General features: G+C 72.3%; 18 protein-coding genes and 2 tRNA genes. 5 read left to right on the top strand and 15 right to left on the bottom strand.

The genetic code is table 11. From position 1 onward, the window contains the following. Positions 1–3 precede the first annotated feature (3 nt). From ruvA to pgsA, 9 genes are all read right to left on the bottom strand, one after another. Positions 4–630: a Holliday junction branch migration protein RuvA gene (gene ruvA, locus ACFWRT_RS23295; RefSeq protein WP_380953465.1), complete on the bottom strand. Its 627-nt coding sequence runs from the start codon at positions 628–630 to the stop codon at positions 4–6. Then, a complete protein-coding gene (gene ruvC / locus ACFWRT_RS23290; RefSeq protein WP_380953464.1) occupies positions 627–1232 on the bottom strand; it encodes a crossover junction endodeoxyribonuclease RuvC in 606 nt (201 codons plus the stop codon). Before ruvC ends, ruvA begins: the two co-directional genes overlap by 4 nt. 170 nt (positions 1233–1402) lie before the next feature. Continuing rightward, on the bottom strand, positions 1403–2155 hold the full coding sequence (locus ACFWRT_RS23285; RefSeq protein WP_026242063.1) for a YebC/PmpR family DNA-binding transcriptional regulator: 753 nt from the start codon (positions 2153–2155) through the stop codon (positions 1403–1405). Positions 2156–2216: 61 nt separating this feature from the next. After that, on the bottom strand, positions 2217–2810 hold the full coding sequence (pdxT, locus tag ACFWRT_RS23280) for a pyridoxal 5'-phosphate synthase glutaminase subunit PdxT (protein ID WP_326706809.1): 594 nt from the start codon (positions 2808–2810) through the stop codon (positions 2217–2219). A 6-nt stretch (positions 2811–2816) separates the two neighbouring features. Further along, a complete protein-coding gene (gene pdxS / locus ACFWRT_RS23275) occupies positions 2817–3737 on the bottom strand; it encodes a pyridoxal 5'-phosphate synthase lyase subunit PdxS (protein WP_380953463.1) in 921 nt (306 codons plus the stop codon). A gap of 111 nt (positions 3738–3848) precedes the next feature. Beyond that, positions 3849–4397 (bottom strand): hypothetical protein, encoded by a 549-nt coding sequence (locus ACFWRT_RS23270; protein WP_380953462.1) that lies wholly within the window; start codon positions 4395–4397, stop codon positions 3849–3851. Between the two features lie 105 nt (positions 4398–4502). After that, entirely contained in the window at positions 4503–5663 is a 1161-nt protein-coding gene (locus ACFWRT_RS23265) for a glycosyltransferase family 4 protein (protein ID WP_380953461.1), read from the bottom strand. A gap of 79 nt (positions 5664–5742) precedes the next feature. Then, entirely contained in the window at positions 5743–6654 is a 912-nt protein-coding gene (locus ACFWRT_RS23260) for a phosphatidylinositol mannoside acyltransferase (RefSeq protein WP_380953460.1), read from the bottom strand. Further along, on the bottom strand, positions 6651–7331 hold the full coding sequence (gene pgsA / locus ACFWRT_RS23255; protein ID WP_380953459.1) for a phosphatidylinositol phosphate synthase: 681 nt from the start codon (positions 7329–7331) through the stop codon (positions 6651–6653). The genes ACFWRT_RS23260 and pgsA overlap by 4 nt, the downstream gene beginning before the upstream one ends. A gap of 265 nt (positions 7332–7596) precedes the next feature. On the opposite strand from pgsA, the gene ACFWRT_RS23250 reads away from it, so the two are divergent. Both ACFWRT_RS23250 and ACFWRT_RS23245 read left to right on the top strand, forming a co-directional pair. Continuing rightward, complete coding sequence (locus ACFWRT_RS23250) at positions 7597–9819, top strand: elongation factor G-like protein EF-G2 (protein ID WP_380953458.1); 2223 nt, start codon at positions 7597–7599, stop codon at positions 9817–9819. A gap of 180 nt (positions 9820–9999) precedes the next feature. Continuing rightward, a complete protein-coding gene (locus tag ACFWRT_RS23245; RefSeq protein WP_380953457.1) occupies positions 10000–11670 on the top strand; it encodes a hypothetical protein in 1671 nt (556 codons plus the stop codon). Between the two features lie 112 nt (positions 11671–11782). Here ACFWRT_RS23245 and ACFWRT_RS23240 read toward each other — a convergent pair whose 3' ends face one another. Further along, a complete protein-coding gene (locus ACFWRT_RS23240) occupies positions 11783–12343 on the bottom strand; it encodes an HIT family protein (RefSeq protein ID WP_031123634.1) in 561 nt (186 codons plus the stop codon). Between the two features lie 66 nt (positions 12344–12409). Here ACFWRT_RS23240 and ACFWRT_RS23235 point away from each other — a divergent pair, with 66 nt between their 5' ends. After that, positions 12410–13087, top strand: a complete 678-nt coding sequence (locus ACFWRT_RS23235; protein ID WP_380953456.1) for a potassium channel family protein — start codon at positions 12410–12412, stop codon at positions 13085–13087. 30 nt (positions 13088–13117) lie between these two features. On the opposite strand, the gene thrS is transcribed toward ACFWRT_RS23235, so the two are convergent. The 3 genes from thrS to ACFWRT_RS23220 form a co-directional block, all read right to left on the bottom strand. Then, on the bottom strand, positions 13118–15094 hold the full coding sequence (gene thrS, locus ACFWRT_RS23230) for a threonine--tRNA ligase (RefSeq protein WP_380953455.1): 1977 nt from the start codon (positions 15092–15094) through the stop codon (positions 13118–13120). Positions 15095–15193: 99 nt separating this feature from the next. Then, positions 15194–16444, bottom strand: coding sequence for a hypothetical protein (locus tag ACFWRT_RS23225; RefSeq protein WP_380953454.1), 1251 nt, complete (start codon positions 16442–16444; stop codon positions 15194–15196). Continuing rightward, positions 16444–17037: a DUF4365 domain-containing protein gene (locus ACFWRT_RS23220; RefSeq protein WP_380953453.1), complete on the bottom strand. Its 594-nt coding sequence runs from the start codon at positions 17035–17037 to the stop codon at positions 16444–16446. Before ACFWRT_RS23220 ends, ACFWRT_RS23225 begins: the two co-directional genes overlap by 1 nt. Positions 17038–17231: 194 nt before the next feature. On the opposite strand from ACFWRT_RS23220, the gene ACFWRT_RS23215 reads away from it, so the two are divergent. After that, the gene (locus tag ACFWRT_RS23215; protein ID WP_380953452.1) at positions 17232–17957 is read left to right on the top strand and encodes a 3'-5' exonuclease; all 726 of its coding nucleotides are present in this window, start codon (positions 17232–17234) and stop codon (positions 17955–17957) included. Positions 17958–18021: 64 nt separating this feature from the next. On the opposite strand, the gene ACFWRT_RS23210 is transcribed toward ACFWRT_RS23215, so the two are convergent. Next, a tRNA-Val gene (locus ACFWRT_RS23210) sits at positions 18022–18093 on the bottom strand. 196 nt (positions 18094–18289) lie between these two features. Between ACFWRT_RS23210 and ACFWRT_RS23205 the strand changes: the two genes are divergently transcribed. Beyond that, positions 18290–20806 carry an SCO7613 C-terminal domain-containing membrane protein gene (locus ACFWRT_RS23205; protein WP_380953451.1) on the top strand — a complete coding sequence of 839 codons (2517 nt, stop codon included), beginning with the start codon at positions 18290–18292 and terminating at the stop codon, positions 20804–20806. Positions 20807–20919: 113 nt separating this feature from the next. Here the strand turns inward: ACFWRT_RS23205 and ACFWRT_RS23200 are convergent. Next, positions 20920–20991: transfer RNA gene (locus tag ACFWRT_RS23200), tRNA-Val, on the bottom strand. Positions 20992–20993 lie beyond the last annotated feature (2 nt).

The following is a 20993-nucleotide window of genomic DNA, read 5'->3' as shown; positions in this document are numbered from 1 at the left end:
CGGTCAGCGTGCGCGGTTGAGAGTCTGCAGGGCGGCCCGCAGCAACTGCGGCACGGGGGGTGCGGTGCCTTCGGCCACGGCTGCCTCGGCCTGGGGGGCGACGGCACTGACAGCCTCGTCGGCCTCGCGGCTCGCGTAGCCGAGGCCGATGAGCGCGGCCTGGAGCTGGTCGCGCCAGCCGGAGGCGTGGGGGGCGCCGACGCCCTGCTGGCCGATGTGCGCGCCGACCGGTGCGCCCAGCCGGTCCTTGAGCTCCAGGAGCAGCTTCTGGGCGCCCTTCTTCCCGATGCCGGAGACGGCGGTGAGGGCCTTCTCGTCGCCGGTGGAGACGGCGAGGCGGAGCGCGTCGGGGCTGTGGGTGGCGAGCATCGCCTGGGCGAGCCGGGGGCCGACGCCGCTGGCGGTCTGGAGCAGCTCGAAGACCTGGCGCTCGTCGTCGTCGGCGAAGCCGTACAGGGTCAGGGAGTCCTCGCGGACGACGAGGGAGGTGGCGAGCCTGGCCTCCTGGCCGAGGCGCAGGCCGGCCAGGGTCTGCGGGGTGCACTGGAGGGCCATGCCGATGCCGCCGACCTCGATGACGGCCGTGGTCGGGGCGAGAGCGGCCACCGGGCCGGAGACGAAGGCGATCATGCGGTGGGGCCTTTCAGCGTGCGGGGCGTGCGGGATGCACCGGGCGTACGGGAGATGCCGGGGGTGGCCTGCGTTCGGGAGGGGCTCGGCGTGCGGTGGGCGGCGACCGCCTGCTGGAGCCTGTTCTGCGCGGGTGCCCGCCAGATGTGGCAGATCGCGAGGGCGAGGGCGTCGGCGGCGTCGGCCGGCTTGGGGGGCGCGTCCAACCTCAGCAGGCGCGTCACCATGGCTCCGACCTTTGCCTTCTCCGCGCGGCCCGATCCGGTGACGGCGGCCTTGACCTCGCTGGGCGTGTGCAGGGCGACCGGGATGCCGCGGCGGGCGGCGCAGAGCATGGCCACCGCGCTGGCCTGGGCGGTGCCCATCACCGTACGCACGTTGTGCTGGGCGAAGACCCGCTCCACCGCCACGTAACCCGGGGAGTGCTCGTCGAGCCAGGCCTCTATGCCGCGCTCGATGGCGACGAGCCGGTCGCCGAGCTCCGCGTCGGCCGGGGTGCGCACGACGCCGACGCCGAGCATGGTCAGCGGGCGGCCCGCGACCCCTTCGACCACGCCGACACCGCACCGGGTCAGCCCCGGGTCAACGCCCAGAACCCGCATGGAGCCCCCCTGTCCTCGCTGCTCGCCCTGCCCACTCGTTCATCTGTTCCCGCAGGCTATCGGCTCGCGCTGACAATCCGTCGCAACCGAACCGCCGCAACCGGCAAAGACGACGGGCCGACGGGGTGTGTCCCCGTCGGCCCGTCGTACCGTGCTGTGCCGGTCGCGCCTCAGGCGTCGACCTTCTCCATGACCTCGTCGGAGACGTCGAAGTTGGCGAAGACGTTCTGCACGTCGTCGCTGTCCTCCAGCGCGTCGATGAGCTTGAAGATCTTGCGCGCGCCCTCTTCGTCCAGCTCGACCTGCATGGTCGGCAGGAAGTTGGCCTCGGCGGAGTCGTAGTCGATGCCCGCCTCCTGGAGCGCGGTGCGGACCGCGACCATGTCGGTGGCCTCGCTGACCACCTCGAAGGTCTCACCGAGGTCGTTGACCTCCTCGGCACCCGCGTCGAGCACGGCGCCCAGGACGTCGTCCTCGCCCAGCTCGCCCTTGGGGACGATCACGACGCCCTTGCGGTTGAAGAGGTACGAGACGGAGCCCGGGTCGGCCATCGAGCCGCCGTTCCGGGTCATCGCGACACGTACGTCGGACGCGGCACGGTTGCGGTTGTCGGTGAGGCACTCGATGAGCACCGCGACACCGTTGGGGCCGTAACCCTCGTACATGATCGTCTCGTAGTCGGCGCCGCCCGCTTCGAGACCGCCGCCGCGCTTGACCGCGGAGTCGATGTTCTTGTTCGGGACGGAGCTCTTCTTCGCCTTCTGGATGGCGTCGACGAGGGTCGGGTTGCCATCGGGGTCCACGCCGCCGGAGCGCGCCGCGACCTCGATGTTCTTGATCAGCTTCGCGAAGAGCTTGCCGCGCTTGGCGTCAATCACGGCCTTCTTGTGCTTCGTCGTAGCCCATTTAGAGTGGCCGGACATCTGCCTTCTCCTTCGCGTCACCAAAATCGAGTCGAACCCGAGAGATCCTACCGGGGTCCGCTCACTTCACCGCGCGCACCATCTCCACGAACAGAGCGTGCACGCGATGGTCGCCGGTCAGTTCGGGATGGAACGACGTGGCGAGGACATTTCGCTGCCGTACGGCCACGATGTGGCCGCCGTGCTCGGCGATGACCTCGGCCTCGGCCCCGACGGACTCCACCCAGGGCGCGCGGATGAAGACGCCCTCCACCGGGCCGCCCTCGATCCCGTCGACCTCGACGGCGGCCTCGAAGGACTCGTTCTGCCGGCCGAAGGCGTTGCGCCGCACGATCATGTCGATGCCGCCGACGGTCTCCTGGCCCGAACGCGGATCGAGGATCTTCTCGGCCAGCAGGATCATCCCGGCGCAGGTGCCGTAGACCGGCATCCCGGCCCGGACCCGCTCGCGCAGCGGCTCCATCATGCCGAAGAGCACCGCCAGCTTGGACATGGTGGTGGACTCGCCGCCCGGGATGACCAGGCCGTCGACCTCGGCGAGCTCCTCGGGGCGCCGGACCGGCCTGGCCAGGGCGTCAGCCGAGGCCAGGGCGATCAGGTGCTCCCGTACGTCGCCCTGTAGTGCGAGGACGCCGATCACAGGGGTGTCGCTCATCAGTGGTTACCAGCCGCGGTTGGCGTAGCGCTCGGACTCGGGCAGGGTGTCGCAGTTGATGCCGACCATGGCCTCGCCCAGGTTGCGGGAGGCGTCCGCGATGACCTTCGGGTCGTCGTAGAAGGTGGTGGCCTTCACGATGGCGGCGGCGCGCTTGGCCGGGTCGCCGGACTTGAAGATGCCGGAGCCGACGAAGACGCCCTCGGCACCGAGCTGGCGCATCAGCGCGGCGTCGGCCGGGGTGGCCACACCACCGGCGGAGAACAGCACGACCGGCAGCTTGCCGAGTTCGGCGACCTCCTTGACCAGCTCGTAGGGGGCGCGGAGGTCCTTGGCGGCGGCGTACAGCTCGTTGTTGTCGAAGCCGCGCAGGCGGGCGATCTGGTTCTTGATCTGGCGCAGGTGGCGGACGGCCTCGACGACGTTGCCGGTGCCGGCCTCGCCCTTCGAGCGGATCATGGCCGCGCCCTCGGCGATGCGGCGCAGGGCCTCGCCCAGGTTGGTGGCGCCACAGACGAAGGGGGTGGTGAAGGCGAACTTGTCGCTGTGGTTGACCTCGTCGGCCGGGGTCAGGACCTCGGACTCGTCGATGTAGTCGACGCCGAGGGACTGGAGGACCTGGGCCTCGACGAAGTGGCCGATGCGGGACTTGGCCATGACCGGGATGGAGACGGCCCCGATGATCTCCTCGATCATGTTGGGGTCGGACATCCGGGCCACGCCGCCGTCCTTGCGGATGTCGGCCGGGACCCGCTCCAGGGCCATGACGGCCACGGCGCCCGCGTCCTCGGCGATCTTCGCCTGCTCGGCGTCGACGACGTCCATGATCACGCCGCCCTTGAGCTGCTCGGCCATGCCGCGCTTGACGCGGGCGGTGCCGATGGCGGGGGACTCGGCGGACTGCGGGGTGCTGGGAAGCGTGGACACGGGACCTCACTCGGTGAAAGACGCTGAATTACTGCATCGCCGAGCAAACGCTGTGGGAGCAGTCCACAGCAAGGGCCAATGGGGAGGGCGTGGATCGTTTTCCCCGCGCGACTAGGTGCCGGGGCGGTCCGCCAGGGCCACCGGCGGGGCGTCGTCCATCTCGAAGGCGAGCGGGAACGGGGCGTGTCCGGCCAGCCGGAAGAGCCGTACGGTACGGTGCCGGCGCAGCGCCCGGGCCGCGCGCACGGAGTCGTTGTGGAAGCGCCGGGCCATCGGTACGCGCCGTACGGCGGCGGCCAGTTCGGCGGCCGCGTCCTCCCCGCCGGGGACCTCCTTCACCGCCTCCACCTGGGCCGGTTCGCCGAAGACGGCGCGCAGGGCGGTGCTCAGCTCGCTCTCGGCGACCTCGCGGTGGTCCTCCTCGGCCTGGCGGGCGGCGTGCGCGGCCTCGTACAGGACGATGGAGGCGGCCGGGTCCAGGACGCCGGAGGTGGCCAGCTCCTGGGTGACCGAGGCGCGGCGCAGGAGTTGGGCGTCGAGTGCGGCGCGGGCGGCGTCGATCCGGGAGTGCAGGCGGTCCAGGCGGCCGGCGGTCCAGCTGAGGTAGACGCCGATCGCGATGAGGGCGACGACGATCCAGACGAAGAGGGTTACGGTCACGGTCGCACACGCTACCGTCGCCGCGCCTGCCTACTTCAACGGGAGGCCCCGGCCCCGCCTTCGGCAGGAGGCCCCGTCCGCGCTGTCGACGGCAGGCCCCGGCCCTCAGTCCCGCGCCAGCCCGAACCGGGCCCGCAGCCCCGACCGCTCGTCCTCCGCCACCGACGCGGCCCCGTCCGTCACCGTCTCGTACACCGCGAGGATGTCGGCCCCGACCGTCCCCCAGTCGAACCGCCGTACGTGAGCCTCGCCGCGCTCCCGCAGTCCGGCCCGGCGCTCCGGGTCGCCCAGCAGCAGGATCGCCGCGTCGGCCAGCGCTTCGGCGTCCTCGTTAGCGAAGAGGTCGCCCGCCGCGCCCTGGTCCAGCACCTGCGCGAAGGCGTCCAGGTCGCTGGCGAGGACCGGCGCACCCGCCGACAGCGCCTCGACCAGGATGATGCCGAAGCTCTCGCCGCCCGTGTTCGGGGCCACGTACACATCGACGCTGCGCAGCAGCCGGGCCTTGTCCTCGTCGCTCACCATGCCGAGGAACTCCACACGCTCGCGCAGCTCCTTCGGCAGCGTTGCCACCGCCTCCTCCTCGTCCCCCCGCCCCGCGACCAGCAGCCGGGCTTCGGGGTGGGCGGCGAGGATGGCGGGCAGCGCCTTCATCAGGACGGGCAGCCCCTTGCGGGGTTCGTCGATGCGGCCGATGAAGCCGAGGGTCCGGCCCTGCCACTCGGCCTTCGGCTCGGCCTTGGCGAAGAAGCCGACGTCGACGCCGTTCGGGATGACCACGGCGTCCCCGCCGAGGTGCTCGACCAGGGTGCGGCGCGCGTACTCGCTCACCGCGATCCGCGCGCTGATCTTCTCCAGGGCGGGCTGGAGGATCGGATACGCGGCGATCATCGCCCGGGAGCGCGGGTTGGAGGTGTGGAAGGTGGCCACGATGGGGCCCTGCGCCGACCAGCAGGCGAGCAGGCCGAGCGAGGGGGAGGTCGGCTCGTGGATGTGGATCACGTCGAAGGTGCCGTCGTGGAGCCAGCGGCGGACCCGGGCGGCCGAGAGGAAGCCGAAGTTCAGCCGGGCGACGGAGCCGTTGTACGGGACGGGGACGGCCCGGCCCGCCGAGACGACGTACGGGGGCAGCGGGGTCTCGTCGTCGGCCGGGGCCAGGACGGAGACGGTGTGGCCGAGCCCGATGAGGTGCTCGGCCAGGTCCCGGATGTGGAACTGAACGCCGCCGGGGACGTCCCAGGAGTACGGGCAGACGATGCCGATCTTCACGTGGGTTCCCCCCGGCGTCCGGTCTTCATGTGCTCTCCCCGGCGTCCGGTCTTCATGTGCTCTCCGCGGAGTCCGGTCGTCACGCGCGCTCTCCCCGGGGGTCCAGGTCGTCCAGCCAGAGCCGCTGGAGCATGTGCCAGTCCTCCGGGTGTTCGGCGATGCCGCCGGCGAAGGCGTCGGCCAGCCCCTGCGTCATGGCGGCGGTCTTCTCGGCGCGGGTGCCTTCCTCCGGCACCTCGATCGCCGGGTGGACGCGGGCACCCATCACCGGCGTGCCGTCGTACCAGAGGGTCACCGGCAGCAGCAGCGCGCCCGTCTGCTGGGCGAGGAGCGCCGGTCCGGCCGGCATCCGGGCGGTGGCGCCGAAGAACGACACCTCGACCCCGGAGGCGGAGAGGTCCCGGTCGGCGACCAGGCAGACCAGGCCGCCCGCGCGCAGCCGCCGGGCCAGGGTGCCGAAGGCCGCGCCGCCGCTGTGCGGGAGGACCTCCATGCCGAGGCCCTCGCGGTAGGCGACGAACCGGTCGTAGAGCGTCGCGGGCTCCAGCCGTTCGGCGACGGTGGTGAAGGGGACCTTCAGGTCGGTGGTGACCCAGGCGCCGGCGAGGTCCCAGTTGCCGAGGTGCGGCAGGGCGATGATCACACCGTTCCCGGCGTCCAGGCCCTCGGTCAGGTGGTGGGCGTCCTTGACGTCGATGCTCGCCTTGATGCGGTCCGGGGTCCAGGTCGGCAGCCGGAACGACTCCATCCAGTACCGCATGTACGAGCGCATCCCGGCCTTGGACAGCTCGGCCAGCCGCTCCGGGCCCGCGTCCGGGACGACCCGCGCCAGGTTCGACTCCAGGCGCAGCACGCTCTTGCCGCGCCGCTTCCAGGTCCGGTCGGCGATGGTGCGGAAGAGGGCGGCGGCGGCTGGCTCGGGCAGCTTCTTCACGGCGCCCCAGCCGAGTCCGTACAGACCGTCGGTGATCCGGCCCTTGAGCGCGCTCACCGGTCGGCCCCGCTCCCCTGCTCGGCCGACCCGTCGGCGGCGGAGACCGCGTCGGCCTCGGCGGACTCGCGGCGCACGGTCACCACGCGCTGGACCAGCGTCACCAGAGAGCCCACGGCGACGATCCACAGGGCGATCGGGAGCAGGATGTCGATGTGCGGGACGCCGAAGGCGTGGAGTCCGGCGAGACCGGCGGCGACCAGCGAGATGACCAGGCGTTCGGCGCGCTCCACCAGCCCGTTCACCGCGACCGGCAGGCCGATCGACTCGCCGCGCGCCTTCGTGTACGAGACCACCTGGCCGCTGGCCAGGCAGAAGATCGCGACGGCGCACAGGATGTTGTCGTCACCGCTCCCCGCGTACCAGAGGGCGAAGCCGGCGAAGATCGCCCCGTCGGCGACCCGGTCCAGGGTCGAGTCGAGGAACGCGCCCCAGCGGCTGGAGATCCCGGCCTGCCGGGCCATGTTGCCGTCGACCAGGTCGGAGAAGACGAAGAGCGTGATGACGATGGTGCCCCAGAAGAACTCCCCCATCGGGAAAAAGACCAGCGCACCTGCCATCACTCCGGCCGTGCCGATGAGGGTGACCGCGTCGGGGCTGACCCCGAGGCGGAGCAGCAGGGCGGCGAACGGGGTGAGGACACGCGTGAAAAATGCACGCGCGTACTTGTTCAGCATGGCTTTCCCGAGGGTTCGGCTGGCCGAGCGGCCCCATCGGCCACCGGCTGGCCCATCGTAGTCACGACCGGTGCCCTCCACCGGACGGGCTCCCGCCCGCAGGGGTGTCACGGGGCAAGCGCGCCCCGCGCCCGACGTATGGACGCCCCGGCGCCCGGGTGCCAAGCTCGAAGGACCGAGGCCGCCTCGGCGGCTCCCCGTATCCGCCATCCAGCGCGGTCGGCTGCCCCCCTCCCGTACCGCGTCGTCCACCGGGAGGCACACCATGGGCGAGAAGACGCACGCACACCCCGGAGCCGCCGGAGGAGTACCGGCGGCCGGCCACCCCTCCGCCGTACGGAACGTGGTGCTGGTCGGCCACAGCGGTTCGGGCAAGACCACGCTGGTCGAGGCCCTGGCCCTGACGGCGGGGGCGCTCAACCGGGCGGGCCGGGTCGAGGACGGGGCGACCGTCTCCGACCACGACGAGATCGAGCGGCGCCGGCACCGCTCCGTCCACCTCTCGGCGGTCCCGGTGGCGTGGGACGGCTGCAAGGTCAACCTGCTGGACACCCCCGGGTACGCCGACTTCGTCGGGGAGCTGCGGGCCGGTCTGCGGGCGGCGGACGCGGCCCTCTTCGTCGTCTCGGCGGCCCAGGAGGCGGAGTCCGTGGCCGCGACGACCCGGGCGGTGTGGGAGGAGTGCGCGCTCGTCGGGATGCCGAGGGCCATCGTCGTCACCCATCTCGACACCGCGCGCACCTCCTTCGAGGAGATGACGCGGATCTGCGCGGAGTCGTTCGGCGGGGACGACCCCGATGCCGTACTCCCTCTGTATCTGCCGGTCCTCGGTCCCGAGGCCGCCGACGGGCATGCCCCGCTCACCGGGCTGACCGGGCTGCTCACGCAGCGGATCCTGGACTACTCCTCCGGGGAGCGGGCCGAGCTGCCACCGGCGCCGGACCAGGAGGAGCCGCTCACCCGGGCCCGTGACCGGCTGATCGAAGGGATCATCGCCGAGAGCGAGGACGAGTCGCTGATGAACCGGTACCTCGACGGCGGTGGTGATGGCATCGATATATCGACACTGGTCGCCGACCTGGAGCGGGCCGTCGCCCGGGGCACCTTCTTTCCCGTGCTGGCCGCCGCTCCGGCCGCCGAAGGCGCCCGGCAGGGCATCGGCACGGTGGAGTTGCTGGAGCTGATCACGCGCGGCTTCCCGACCCCGCTGGAGCGCACCCCGCCCACCGTCACCACCCCCACAGGCTCTCCCCGGACCGCCCCGGCCTGCGATCCGGAGGGCCCGCTGCTGGCGGAGGTCGTCAAGACGTCGTCCGACCCGTACGCGGGCCGGATCTCGCTGGTGCGGGTCTTCTCCGGCACCCTGCGGCCCGACGACACCGTGCACGTGTGCGGCCACGGCCTGGACGCGGCGGGCCGGGAGCCGCGCCCCTGTCACGAGGCGGAGGTCCGGGTGACGTCCCTGACCTCGCCGTTCGGCCGGCAGCAGCACCCGGTGGACCGGTGCGTCGCGGGTGATCTGGTCTGCGTGGCCCGGCTCGGCGAGGCGGAGACCGGAGACACCCTCTCCGCCTCCGGCGACCCGGTCCTCATCGAGCCCTGGTCGACCCCGGACCCGCTGCTCCCGACGGCGGTGAGGGCGCACGGGAAGGCGGACGAGGACAAGCTCTCGCACGCGCTGGCCCGGCTGGTCGCGGAGGACCCGACCCTGCGCCTGGAGCAGAACCCGGACACCCACCAGGTCGTCCTGTGGTGCCTGGGCGAGGCCCACCAGGAGGTCGCCCTGGACCGGCTGCGCAGCCGGTTCGGCGTCCAGGTCGACGCCGAACCGCACCGGGTCGCGCTCCGCGAGACGTGTCGCGGACGGGGAGCCGGGCGCGGACGGCACGTCAAACAGTCCGGCGGGCACGGCCAGTTCGCGATCTGCGAGATCGAGGTGGATCCGCTGCCGGCGGGTAGCGGCGTCGAGTTCGTGGACAAGGTCGTCGGCGGGTCGGTGCCGCGCCAGTTCATCCCGTCGGTGGAGAAGGGCGTCCGGGCCCAGGCCGCCCGGGGCCTGTCCGCCGGGCACCCGCTCGTCGACGTCCGGGTCACGCTGCTCGACGGCAAGGCGCACTCGGTGGACTCCTCCGACGCCGCCTTCCAGACCGCGGGCGCGCTGGCTCTGCGCGAGGCGGCGGCGGACGCCCGTATCCAGCTCCTGGAGCCGGTCTGCGAGGTCGCCGTACTGGTCCCGGACGACTATGTGGGCCCGGTGATGAGCGACCTGTCGGGGCGGCGCGGCCGGGTGGTGGGCACCGAGCAGAGTCCGGGCGGGCGCACCCTCGTACGGGCCGAGGTGCCGGAGACGGAGATCGGCCGGTACGCGCTCGACCTGCGCTCCCTGACCCATGGCACCGGCCGGTTCGACCGTACGCACGCCCGGTTCGAGGCGATGCCGCAGCAGCTCGCGGAGAAGGTCCGCGCGGAGCTGTCGGACACCCCCTAGGGGACGGATCACCCGGCGCGTGACCGGCGCACGGACGCACACACCTCCCGGGTCCCGGTGGGTGACGGACGGTGCGGGGGTCCGGACGATACGCTGTGGGCGCAGCTCAGAAGGTATGCCGCGTACGGTAGTTGGGCACACCGCAGGAGCAGACCGTGCGGCGAGTGGGGGCGACAGGCAGTGGCCAACGACGTATTCGACTTCTCACCCGGGGCCCAGATCCCGATCCAGGGGTCCGGCGGCCAGTCGGTGGCGACCAATGCCCTGGCCTCGGCGGCGTACCGGGACAGCCCGGTGGACGTGATCCTCGACGCCAACAGCGACTGGCACAAGTCGACGGTGAAGCCGGGCGCCTCCAAGCTCTTCAAGTCCGACTACTTCAAGCCGAATCTCGGCGAGGCGTTCTCCCGGGCCGTCCAGGAGCGGATGCTCGGCGGTTCCCGGGCGGCGCTCATCCAGTCCTTCGGCACCGATCCGCAGACGGTGGTGGAGCACTGTCTGTCGGCGACCAACCTGCGTAAGGCGCGCGACACCCGGCTCACGCTGATCACGGCGGTGTTCGGCTTCCTGTTCCTGCCGGGGATGATCGCCTGGGTGATCGCCTTCCGGATCAAGGACGCGCTGGCCAAGTCCAAGGACGCCGCGTTCCGGGCGGTCGGCACGGTGCTCCTGGCCGCGTTCGGGATCGGCGCGCTGATCCTGCTGTGGAAGCTGCCGACGGACCGCTTCTGGCCGCTCTACGTGCGGGGGGCGATCGTCGCTCCGCTGATCGGCTGGTTCCTCGCCAAGCGGGTCGCGGAGACCTCGGCCCAGGACCTGCGGGCCCGCTGGGGCGGGCTGCTGTCCGGCACCGGAGTCATCGCCAAGATCCCGGAGGCGGTGCCGAAGAACCCCAACGAGACCGCGCGCGAGGCGCTGCGCCAGGGGCTGGAGAAGCTCTCGGCCGAGCAGCAGTCCAACGCCGTCTTCTACGCCGGCCCCAAGGGCATCCTCGGCATGGGCACCCGGTGGGGAAGCTGGCAGCTCGCCGAGGAGCTGACGCCGAAGGACCCGACGAAGGAGATCCACCAGTTCCGCAGCTGGGACCTGGTCCGGATCATCCACGACCAGTTGAAGATGCTGGAGCGCGGCCCGCTGAACACCGGCGGCTTCCCCAAGCCGTCCGTGAAGCACTGGGTCGTCTCCCCGATCGGCGAGAACGCCGACTCCGTCTCCCGCCCGGAAGGCGAGGACGTCGCGACCTTCCAGGTGAAGCCGCACGAGATACAGCGGATCTGCAATCACCAGCAGTTCGGCAGCGGTGACCGGCACTACCTGGGCGTGCAGTTCACGCTCTGGGACGGGCAGCTCGTCATCACGATGATGATCACGGTGACCGTGCTCCACGAGACGCTGCGCATCGAGGTCACCGGCCACGCGCTGGGCCCGGTCCACGGGCTGTTCTTCGCCAAGCCCGCTGCCCGGACCAGGACGGTCAACAAGACCATGAGGTTCTGGGAGACCCGGGACATCCAACTGCCGGTGGTGGAGGCCAGGGAGGTCGTCCGGCTCGCGCTGCGGGCGCCCTTCACCTGGTATCCGCCGGTGCTGGACTACCTGGGCGGGAAGATAGTGCTGCCGGAGCCCTTCGGACTGCGGCACGCCTGGGCCGCGAAGCCGTGGAACCACCGCTTCATGGCGGACGACGCGATGCGGGCGGCGACGCCGGTGCTGCGCGTGGTCCACTCGGCGGCGATGCGGGTCCTCGCGGAGCACGGCGTGGACACCGAGCGCTTCGACAACCGCTCGATGATACTGAGCGGCCTCGTCCAGGACCCGTCCCCGCGCAAGGCGGACGTGTACGACGCGTAGACCGGCGTATGTACGGGAGAGCAGACCGGGCGTACGTACGGGAGAGGGGCACCCGGAACGGAGGAGGGGCACCGGAAAAGCCTGGGCGCCCCTCTTCCCCGTACCCGCTCGGCTATGCGGCCGGCCAGGCACCCGCCAGCATCGCCCGGGTGTCGCCCAGCAACTGCGGCAGCACCTTGGTGTGGCCGATGACCGGCATGAAGTTGGTGTCCCCGCCCCAGCGCGGCACCAGGTGCTGGTGCAGATGGGCGGCGATCCCGGCGCCGGCGACCGAGCCCTGGTTCATCCCGATGTTGAAGCCGTGCGCCCCGGAGGCGGCGCGCAGGGCCGCCATCGCCCGCTTGGTGAAGTCCGCCAGCTCCGCCGTCTCCGGACCGTCCAGCTCCGTGTAGTCGGCGACGTGCCGGTAGGGGACGACCATGAGGTGCCCGCCGTTGTACGGGTAGAGGTTCAGCACCGCGTAGACGTGCTCGCCGCGCGCCACCACGAGCCCGTCCTCGTCGGATTTCGCCGGAATCGAACAGAACGGACAGCCGTCCTCGGCGCCCGGGCCGCTCGGCTTGTCCTGACCCTGGATGTACGCCATCCGATGGGGCGTCCACAGACGCTGAAACGCGTCCGGCGTCCCCACGCCGATCTGCTGCTCCGGCTCACTCGTCATGCCGATCAGCATATTGCGTCACCCGCGGCGAGCGTGTCGCCGGGGCCGCACCGCTCGGCCGCCCGCGATGCTGAGGCGATGAGCAACCGCCCCGTCCACCAGCCACCGGCCCGGCTGACCCGCTGGGAGCAGCGCACGGAGGTGCCGCTCTTCCTCGCGGGACTGCTCTTCCTCACCGGGTACGCGGTCCGGGTGCTCACCCCGCACGAGGCCGAGCCCTGGAACGACCTCGCGCTGACCCTGGTCTGGTCGACCTGGCTGCTCTTCCTCGTGGACTACGTCACGCGGCTGCGGCTCAGCGGCCTGGGCTCGCGCTTCCTCCGCGTCCGCTGGCTCGACACGGTGGTCCTGCTCCTGCCGCTGCTGCGCCCGCTGCGCATGGTGAAGGTCTACCAGGCGGTGCAGCGGCGCCACGACCGGCCGCGGCTGGACCTGTACGCGCGCGTGATGGCGTACGCGGGCATGACCGCCGTCCTGCTGGGCTTCGCCGCCTCGCTCGCGGTCTACCACCTGGAGCACCGGGCCCCGGACGCCTCCATCCGCACGTTCGGGGACGCGGTGTGGTGGGCGTGCGCGACGCTGACGACGGTCGGTTACGGGGACGCCACACCGGTCACGTTCTGGGGACGGGTGGTGGCTACGGGGCTGATGGCGTGCGGGCTGGCGCTGCTGGGGGCGGTGACGGGGTCGTTCTCGTCGTGGCTGATCCAGGTGTTCACGCGGGAGGACGAGAAGCGGCCCCCGGAGCGCGGGTAGCGCTCCGGGGGCCGTGACCCGAGAAGAGGCTCAGACCTGTACGCGGTCCTCGACAGCCTTCGCGATCTTGGCGATGGCCTCGTCGACCGGGATGCCGTTCTCCTGCGAACCGTCGCGGTAGCGGAAGGAGACGGCGCCGTTGGCCATGTCCTCGTCACCAGCGATGATCATGAACGGAACCTTGTTCTTCTGCTGGTTGCGGATCTTCTTCTGCATCCGGTCGGAGGACGCGTCCACGTCCACCCGCAGCCCCTGCTTCCGCGCCTTGGCGGCGAACTCCTGGAGGTAGGGGATGTGGGCGTCGCCGATCGGGATGCCGACCGCCTGGACCGGGGCGAGCCAGACCGGGAAGGCGCCCGCGTAGTGCTCCAGGAGCACGGCGAAGAAGCGCTCGATGGAGCCGAACAGGGCGCGGTGGATCATGACCGGGCGCTGCTTGGAGCCGTCCGGGCCGGTGTACTCCAGGTCGAAGCGCTCCGGCAGGTTGAAGTCGAGCTGCACGGTCGACATCTGCCAGGTCCTGCCGATGGCGTCCTTGCACTGCACGGAGATCTTCGGGCCGTAGAACGCGGCGCCGCCCGGGTCCGGGACCAGGGGCAGACCCTGCTTCTCGGCGACCTGGCGGAGCGTCTCGGTGGCCTCTTCCCAGGTGTCGTCGGAGCCGACGTACTTCTCCGGGTCCTTGGTGGAGAGCTCCAGGTAGAAGTCGGTCAGCCCGTAGTCGCGGAGCAGGTTCAGCACGAAGGTGAGCGTGCGGTCGAGCTCCTCCGCCATCTGCTCCTTGGTGCAGTAGATGTGCGCGTCGTCCTGCGTGAAGCCGCGCGAGCGGGTCAGGCCGTGCACGACGCCCGACTTCTCGTACCGGTACACCGTGCCGAACTCGAAGAGGCGCAGCGGCAGTTCGCGGTAGGAGCGGCCGCGCGCATCGAAGATCAGGTTGTGCATCGGGCAGTTCATCGGCTTGAGGTAGTAGTCCACCCCGTCGTCGAGCTGCATGGGCGGGTACATGCCGTCGGCGTACCAGTCCAGGTGGCCGGACTTCTCGAAGAGCTTGCCCTTGGTGGCGTGCGGCGAGTAGACGAACTCGTAGCCCTCCTCCTCGTGGCGGCGGCGCGAGTAGTCCTCCATGGCCCGGCGGATGACGCCGCCCTTGGGGTGGAAGACCGCGAGGCCGGGGCCGATCTCGTCGGGGAAGGAGAAGAGGTCCAGCTCGTTGCCGAGCTTGCGGTGGTCGCGCTTGGCGGCCTCCTCCAGGAACTCCAGGTGCGCCTTCAGCTCGTCCTTGGTCGGCCAGGCGGTGCCGTAGATGCGCTGGAGCATCGGGTTCTTCTCGCTGCCGCGCCAGTACGCCGCGGCGTTGCGCATCAGCTTGAACGCCGGGATGAACCGGGTGGTCGGCAGGTGCGGACCACGGCAGAGGTCCTTCCAGCACAGGTCACCGGTCTTGGGGTCCAGGTTGTCGTAGATGGTCAGCTCGCCGCCGCCCACCTCGACGTCCGCGCCGTCGTCCGAGGAGGCGGAGCCCTTGATGCCGATGAGCTCCAGCTTGTACGGCTCGTCCGCCAGCTCCTCGCGCGCGGCCTCGTCGGAGACCACGCGGCGGGAGAACTTCTGGCCCCGCTTCTGGATCTCCTGCATCTTCTTCTCGATGGCCTTGAGGTCCTCGGGCGTGAACGGCTTCTCGACGTCGAAGTCGTAGTAGAAACCGTCCTTGACCGGCGGGCCGATGCCGAGCTTGGCCTCGGGGAACAGCTCCTGCACGGCCTGGGCCATGACGTGCGCGGTGGAGTGGCGCAGGATGTTGAGGCCGTCCTCGGAAGAGATCTCCACCGGCTCGACGCTCTCGCCGTCCTGGAGTTCGTAGGAGAGGTCCTTCAGCTCGCCGCCGATGCGCGCGGCGACGACGGTGCGCTGACCGGGGAAGAGCTCACCGGCGGTCGTGCCCGTCGTCACCACGTGCTCTTCCCGCTCGGAATCGCGTTGGATGATCACACGGACGTCTGACACCGGTCTCTCCTGACTGAGGGGGTTGCCTGTCTTCTTATTGACCAGACAAGGCGAATCGTACCGAGCCGTACGCCCCCGATGCGAACGCCTTCCCTCTCGTCAGGCCTCCTCCCCCGCGCACGCCTCCTCGAAGAAGTCCAGGTTCTCCTGGAGCGACTTCATCAGCCGGTCCCGCTCCGCCTCGTCGACCTGGACGGGCGCCACCTGCGAAGCCCCGGTGAGCCGCCGGAAGCCGCCCCGCCGCTCCAGCCGGCCCTCCACCCGCAGCGGCAGCCCGACGAGGTGAGCGTGGCCCGCGATCCGGTACGCCTCCTCGTCCAGCTCCACCCGGACGTGCGCGACCTCCGCCCCCGCCAGCACCCGCAGCCGTACGATTCCGGCGCCGCGCGGCCCCGAGCGGCGCAGCCGGACCACAGCCCCGGTGATCCGGACCGGGACAGCGGGCTCCTCGCGGAGGTAACGGGCCCCGGCGGAGCGCAGGGCGGGGAGGTCGCCCGGGGAGAACTCGACGGGTGCGGGGCGGGCCGGGCAGCCGTCCGGGGTTCCGGCGGCGGGCGCCCACCGCAGGTCGATCCCGGCCCCCTCCGTACCGCGCACCAGGGCCACCAGCGCCTCGGTCAGCTCCCGGCTGACGCCCGCCGCCACCGCGCTGTCGAAGGCCTCCATGCCTCCGGTGGCCCGCTGGTAGTCCACCGCCTCCCGAGTGGCGTGCAGGGCCTGGCAGAGCTGGACGGCGACGGCGCGTCCCGACGCGACGGGGACGAACGCGGTGAGCCGGCGCCCGCCCGGCGCGGGCCCGATGAGCGTGCCGTCCAGCGCCGCCCGGGCCTTCCTGCGGTGCCGGGCCCCGTGGTAGCCGGCCCGGCCACGGGCGGCGAGCGCCCCGGCGAGGAGGATCTGCCGGGCCGCCGACCGCAGCTCCTCCGCCTCGGCCCACCCCGAGGCGCCCGCCGCCCCGGCCGCCGATTCGGGGACCTCGCGCCACCAGCGGACCTCGTCACTGGGCACCGCGAGCGAGACCAGGATGTCCTGGGCCGACGGGGCGGCGCTGCGGGAGAGCGCGGTGAGCGCCTCGGCCAGCAGATCCTCGGCATCGGGGAAGGCGGCGTTCTCCGGGACCAGCAGACTGGCGCCGGCGGAGGGTCCGGGCGGGGCCCAGCGGCTGTAGCGCCCGGCCGCTCCCCCGCGCCGCTGCCAGCCGTACCGGTGCAGGAGCGCGGTGAGCACCGCCGGGTCGGGCAGCGGGGTGCCGTCGCCGCCCGGGTCGGCGTACTCCCTGCTCACGGCGGGGTGCGCCCGGGCGCCGAACAGCTCCGCCGGGCCCGTGGGTTCGTCCATCGACCGGTGCATCAGGGTCTCCCTCCGGCCCCGACCCGGGCCATGATGTCGCAGAGTGCGCGGTCGTCGAAGATCCGTGAGGTCGGGATGCGCACGGTGGTCCGGTACCGGCCGGTCACCGCGTGGCCGGCCAGGTTGGTCCAGTAGCAGCAGTGCCGCAGATCGAGGCTGCCGGGCCCGGCGCTCAGCCACTCGTCCTGGCTGCGCGGCACGATCATCACCACCAGGATCTTGTGCACCGAGACCGGGGTGTGGGCGAGCTTGACGAGATGGGCGTTGTCGAGCGTGAAGGAGAACGCCCCGCCCGCCGGGTGCGGCGGTAGCTGGTAGGTGCACTTGAGCTGCACCTTGATGGTCACTTCGTCGTCGACGGTGTGGGCGGCGGCACCGTGGCTGACGTGCCAGTCGATGCCGTTGTCGGGGAAGGGCTGGGACAGCGAGCATCCCGCCGCCGCGGCGACCGCGTGCAGGTAGCCCACCTGGAGGGTCTCCATGCAGGCGGTGGTGGCGAGGGAGCCGCGCAGCGGTGCGTCGTTCCGCTGCTCCACCGGCCCGAACCCTTCGGCGCGGGCGGGCCCTCCTGGATCGGGCTGCGCGAGCGCCATGGCCCCGTATGCCTTCCGGACGTGCCGTCAGAAGTGACGTCGTATGAGGGGGAGGAGCAACTGCCCTGGCTCCTGACTGTGTTGTCACCGCAGGAGAACGCCCGCAAACGGCGTATCAGGCAAACAGCACGGGTATCACCGATATCGGGCAGAGGAATCACTCCATCTGCCGCGCAGGTGCGAGGAGTTCGGGGATGATGCACTGGTTCGAAGGGCCACTGGCCGCTTTTGACACGGAGACGACAGGCGTGGACGTCGAGCGGGACCGGATCGTTTCGGCCGCTCTCGTCGCGCAGGACACGACGGGCGGACGCGTCCGCACCACCCGCTGGCTGGTCAACCCGGGGATCCCGGTGCCCGCCGGGGCGACCGAGATCCACGGTCTGACCGACGATCACCTCCAGCGCAACGGCCGCTGGCCCGCTCCGGTGATGGACGAGATCGCCCGTACGCTGGCGGAGAGTTGCGCCACGGGCCGCCCGCTGGTCGTGATGAACGCGCCGTTCGACCTGACCCTGCTGGACCGCGAGCTGAAGCGGCACCGGGCCTCGTCGCTGGCCGGGTACATGGCCGACGTGCCGCTGCGGGTGGTGGACCCCCGGGTGCTGGACAAACACCTGGACCGCTACCGCAAGGGCCGCCGCACCCTCACCGATCTCTGCGAGCTGTACGAGGTGCCGCTCGACGGCGCCCACGACGCGGCGGCGGACGCCTCGGCCTCGCTGGAGCTGGTGCGCGCGATAGGCCGGCGTTTCTCGTCCCGGCTGGAGCGGCTCTCCCCCGCCGAGCTGCACACCCTCCAGGCCACCTGGCACGCGGCGCAGGCGCGCGGCCTGGAGGCGTGGTTCGCGAGGAGCGGGACACCGGAGCCGGTGGACCCGGCGTGGCCGCTGCGCCCGGAGCTGCCCGCGGCGGCGTAGGTCTTGGGGGCCCGGACATGCGAAAGCCGGTCCGCCGTGATGCTGGCGGACCGGCTTTCCCCGGTGGGCGATACTGGGTTCGAACCAGTGACCTCTTCGGTGTGAACGAAGCGCTCTCCCACTGAGCTAATCGCCCGGGAACGGGTTGAACCATACAGGGCTCGGCGGGCTTCGTTCAAACCGCTTCCGGCCGCGTCTCGACCGGTGCTTGCCTCCCGTCCCCACCGGCGCTCACCCCACGCCTCCACCGGCGCTTACTCAGGCGCGGAAACGCGGAAACTGAGTATCCGAGCGCATGTACGAGGCGGAGGGCCGGGGCCACACTCCCGTACATGGAACATGTGCCGCCGCCCGCCGAGGAACTGGCGCTCCTCGACCGAGAACTGGCTCAGTTGGACGCCCGCCGGGCCCACCTGCTGACCCGTCGTGCCTGGCTGGTCAGCGCGTTGCGGCCGCAGGCGCCGGACGCGCCCCGCTGGCAGACGCCGCCCGTCGGCCACGGCTGGGCGCCGGGGCAGCCGTGGTCGGCCGCGCCCCGGGCCGCGAAGCCGTCCGGGCCGCCGCGCAGCGCGCAGAACGTGCTGCTGACGCTCGGCGGTCTGCTGCTGACGGTCGCGGCCGTCGCGTTCACCCTGGTCAGTTGGGGCTCCATGGGGATCGGCGGCCGGTCCGCCGTCCTGGCGCTGGTCACGGTGGCGGCGCTGACCGCCCCCGCGGTCCTGCTGCGCCGGAAGCTCGCGGCCACGGCGGAGGCTCTGGCGGCGCTCGCCCTGGTCCTCACACTGCTGGACGTCTACGCGATCCACGCGGTCGCGGCGCCGGACGCCGACGGGCTCACCTTCACCGCCGTGGCCTCGGCGGTGCTCGCCGCGCTCTGGGCGGCCTACGGCCTGGCCCTGGGCAAGCTGCACCTGCCGCTGCCCGCAGCCGTGTTCTTCGTCCAGTGGCCGCTGCTGCTGGGCGCCTGGGCCGCCGGTGCTCCGGCGATCGTGGTCGGCTGGGCCCTGCTGGTGACGGCCGTGGTGGACGGCGCTATCGCCTTGTGGGGCAAGGGCCTGGGCGTACGGGTCACGGCGGGTATCGGCCTGGCTGTGATGGGGTCGGCGGCGCTGCTGACGGGGCTCGGGGAGTCCCTGACGGCCGACGGTCCGCTCGGGGCCGTGCTGCCGGGCACGCTGCCGCTGACGGCGGCCGTGGCGGCCCTGGCCGGGGCGTGGCGCGCTCCGAACGGCTATGCGCAGGCGGGCGGCGTGGTGGCCGGTCTGGCGGCGGTGACGGCGGTGGGCGGCGTGCTGCGGGCGGCGGTGCCGGGCACCTGGCACGTTCCGGTGTACCTGCTCTGCGGCCTGGCCCTGCTGTCCGTCGTACGGGCACCGCTGCCGCGCAGTGCGGGGCGCGGGGTGCTGGCGGCGGCGGGCGCGGTGGTGGCCGGTGCGCTGCTGTGGGCGGTGCCTCCGGTCGCGGCGGTGCTGCTGGGGCCGGTCGAGCTGGTCGCCGAGGTGTGGGCGGGGGCGCCGGACGGGTTCCGGGGCGCGCTCGGGGAGTCGATGCGGTGGTCGGAGACGGCCGCGGCTCCGGTGGTGCTCGCGGTGGTGGCGGGGCTGCTCGGTGCGGCGTACCGGTGGTGGCCGTCGCTGGTGCGGGTCGCCGCTCCGCTGGTCACGCCGGGGGCGAGGGCGCGCGGTGCGGCGGGCGCGGGGGCGCTGGCGCTGGGCTGGGCGGCGCTGCTGGTGGCGGCGGCGGTGCTGGGGGTGCCGTACCCGGTCGCGGTGGCCTTGGAGACGGTGCTGGTGGCGGGGCTGCTGGTGGTGGCGGTGCGGGATTCCGGGGAGTCCTCCGCCGGTCCGGCGAGGGCCGTGGCGGGGGCATCCGGCGGTGGCTGGTCCGCCATGACCGTGACCGCGCTCGTGGGCGCCGTCGGCGGGTCGGTGAGCGTGGGGTTGCTGTCGCTCGCTGCGGAGGTGGCGACGTACGCGGTGTTCGGGGCGCTGGTGGTCCTGTTCGCGGGGGCGGCGCTGCGGACGCGCGCGGTGGTGGAGCAGGCGGTGTTCGCGGTGGCCGCGGTGGTGTGGGGCACGGTGCTGACCGGGTGCGTGGCCGGGTCCCTGAGGCTCGCGCCGCACGAGGCCGCGCCGCTGCTGCTCGTGGTGCCCGCGGTGACGGTGCTGCTGGGGGCGCGGCTGCGGCTGCACCCGGTGGCGTTGCCGGTGGAGCTGGCCGGGGCGCTGGGTGCGCTGGTGGCCGTCGGGCTCGCGGTGCCGGATGCGCCGTTCCTGGCCCTGGTGCTCGCCCTGTGCGGGGTGCTGGCGGCGGGGGCGGCGGTGCGCCCGGAGCGGCGGCCGGCGGCGGGGTACGTGGCGGCGGTGCTGTTCGTGGCGGCGACCTGGGTCCGGCTGGCGGCGTCGGAGGTGTCGGCCCCGGAGGCGTACACCCTGCCGGTGACGGTGCCCGCCCTGGTCGTCGGCGTACTGCGGCGGCGCAAGGACCCCGAGGCGTCCTCCTGGACGGCGTACGGGCCGGGGCTCGCGGCGACGCTGCTGCCGAGCCTGGCCGTGGCCTGGACCGACCCCGACTGGGTGCGGCCGCTGCTGCTGGGCGTGGCGGCGCTGGTGATCACGCTGCTGGGGGCGAAGTACCGGCTCCAGGCGCTGCTGCTGCTCGGCGGCGCGGTGCTGGCCCTGGTCACGCTGCACGAGCTGGCGCCTTACGTCGTCCAGGTGGCGGGTGCACTGCCGCGCTGGCTGCCGCCGGCGCTGGCCGGGCTGCTGCTGCTGGCCGTGGGGGCCACGTACGAGCAGCGGCTGCGCGACGCACGCAAGCTGAAGGACGTGCTGGGCCGGATGCGGTGACCGGTGCCCGGCCCCAGGATCTCGCGGGTCCTGGGGCCGGGAGCGCGGAAGACCCTGGGGCGGGAAACGCAGAGGCCCCCGAGACTCGGAAGTCTCGGGGGCCTCTCTCCGGGTGGGCGATACTGGGTTCGAACCAGTGACCTCTTCGGTGTGAACGAAGCGCTCTCCCACTGAGCTAATCGCCCGG

Origin of the sequence: Streptomyces cyaneofuscatus (assembly GCF_042718795.1) — a bacterium.
Taxonomy (GTDB): domain Bacteria; phylum Actinomycetota; class Actinomycetes; order Streptomycetales; family Streptomycetaceae; genus Streptomyces; species Streptomyces cyaneofuscatus_A.
Note: the sequence above shows the minus strand (reverse complement) of the source record. Positions and strands in the feature narration are given on the sequence as shown.

Bases quoted from the DNA above. Each gene is read 5' to 3' on its own strand.
- ruvA (WP_380953465.1), bottom strand. From the start codon at position 630: ATGATCGCCTTCGTCTCCGGCCCGGTGGCCGCTCTCGCCCCGACCACG.
- ruvC (WP_380953464.1), bottom strand. From the start codon at position 1,232: ATGCGGGTTCTGGGCGTTGACCCGGGGCTGACCCGGTGCGGTGTCGGC.
- ACFWRT_RS23285 (WP_026242063.1), bottom strand. From the start codon at position 2,155: ATGTCCGGCCACTCTAAATGGGCTACGACGAAGCACAAGAAGGCCGTG.
- pdxT (WP_326706809.1), bottom strand. From the start codon at position 2,810: ATGAGCGACACCCCTGTGATCGGCGTCCTCGCACTACAGGGCGACGTA.
- pgsA (WP_380953459.1), bottom strand. From the start codon at position 7,331: ATGCTGAACAAGTACGCGCGTGCATTTTTCACGCGTGTCCTCACCCCG.
- ACFWRT_RS23250 (WP_380953458.1), top strand. From the start codon at position 7,597: ATGGGCGAGAAGACGCACGCACACCCCGGAGCCGCCGGAGGAGTACCG.
- ACFWRT_RS23240 (WP_031123634.1), bottom strand. From the start codon at position 12,343: ATGCTGATCGGCATGACGAGTGAGCCGGAGCAGCAGATCGGCGTGGGG.
- ACFWRT_RS23235 (WP_380953456.1), top strand. From the start codon at position 12,410: ATGAGCAACCGCCCCGTCCACCAGCCACCGGCCCGGCTGACCCGCTGG.
- ACFWRT_RS23225 (WP_380953454.1), bottom strand. From the start codon at position 16,444: ATGCACCGGTCGATGGACGAACCCACGGGCCCGGCGGAGCTGTTCGGC.
- ACFWRT_RS23220 (WP_380953453.1), bottom strand. From the start codon at position 17,037: ATGGCGCTCGCGCAGCCCGATCCAGGAGGGCCCGCCCGCGCCGAAGGG.
- ACFWRT_RS23215 (WP_380953452.1), top strand. From the start codon at position 17,232: ATGATGCACTGGTTCGAAGGGCCACTGGCCGCTTTTGACACGGAGACG.
- ACFWRT_RS23205 (WP_380953451.1), top strand. From the start codon at position 18,290: ATGGAACATGTGCCGCCGCCCGCCGAGGAACTGGCGCTCCTCGACCGA.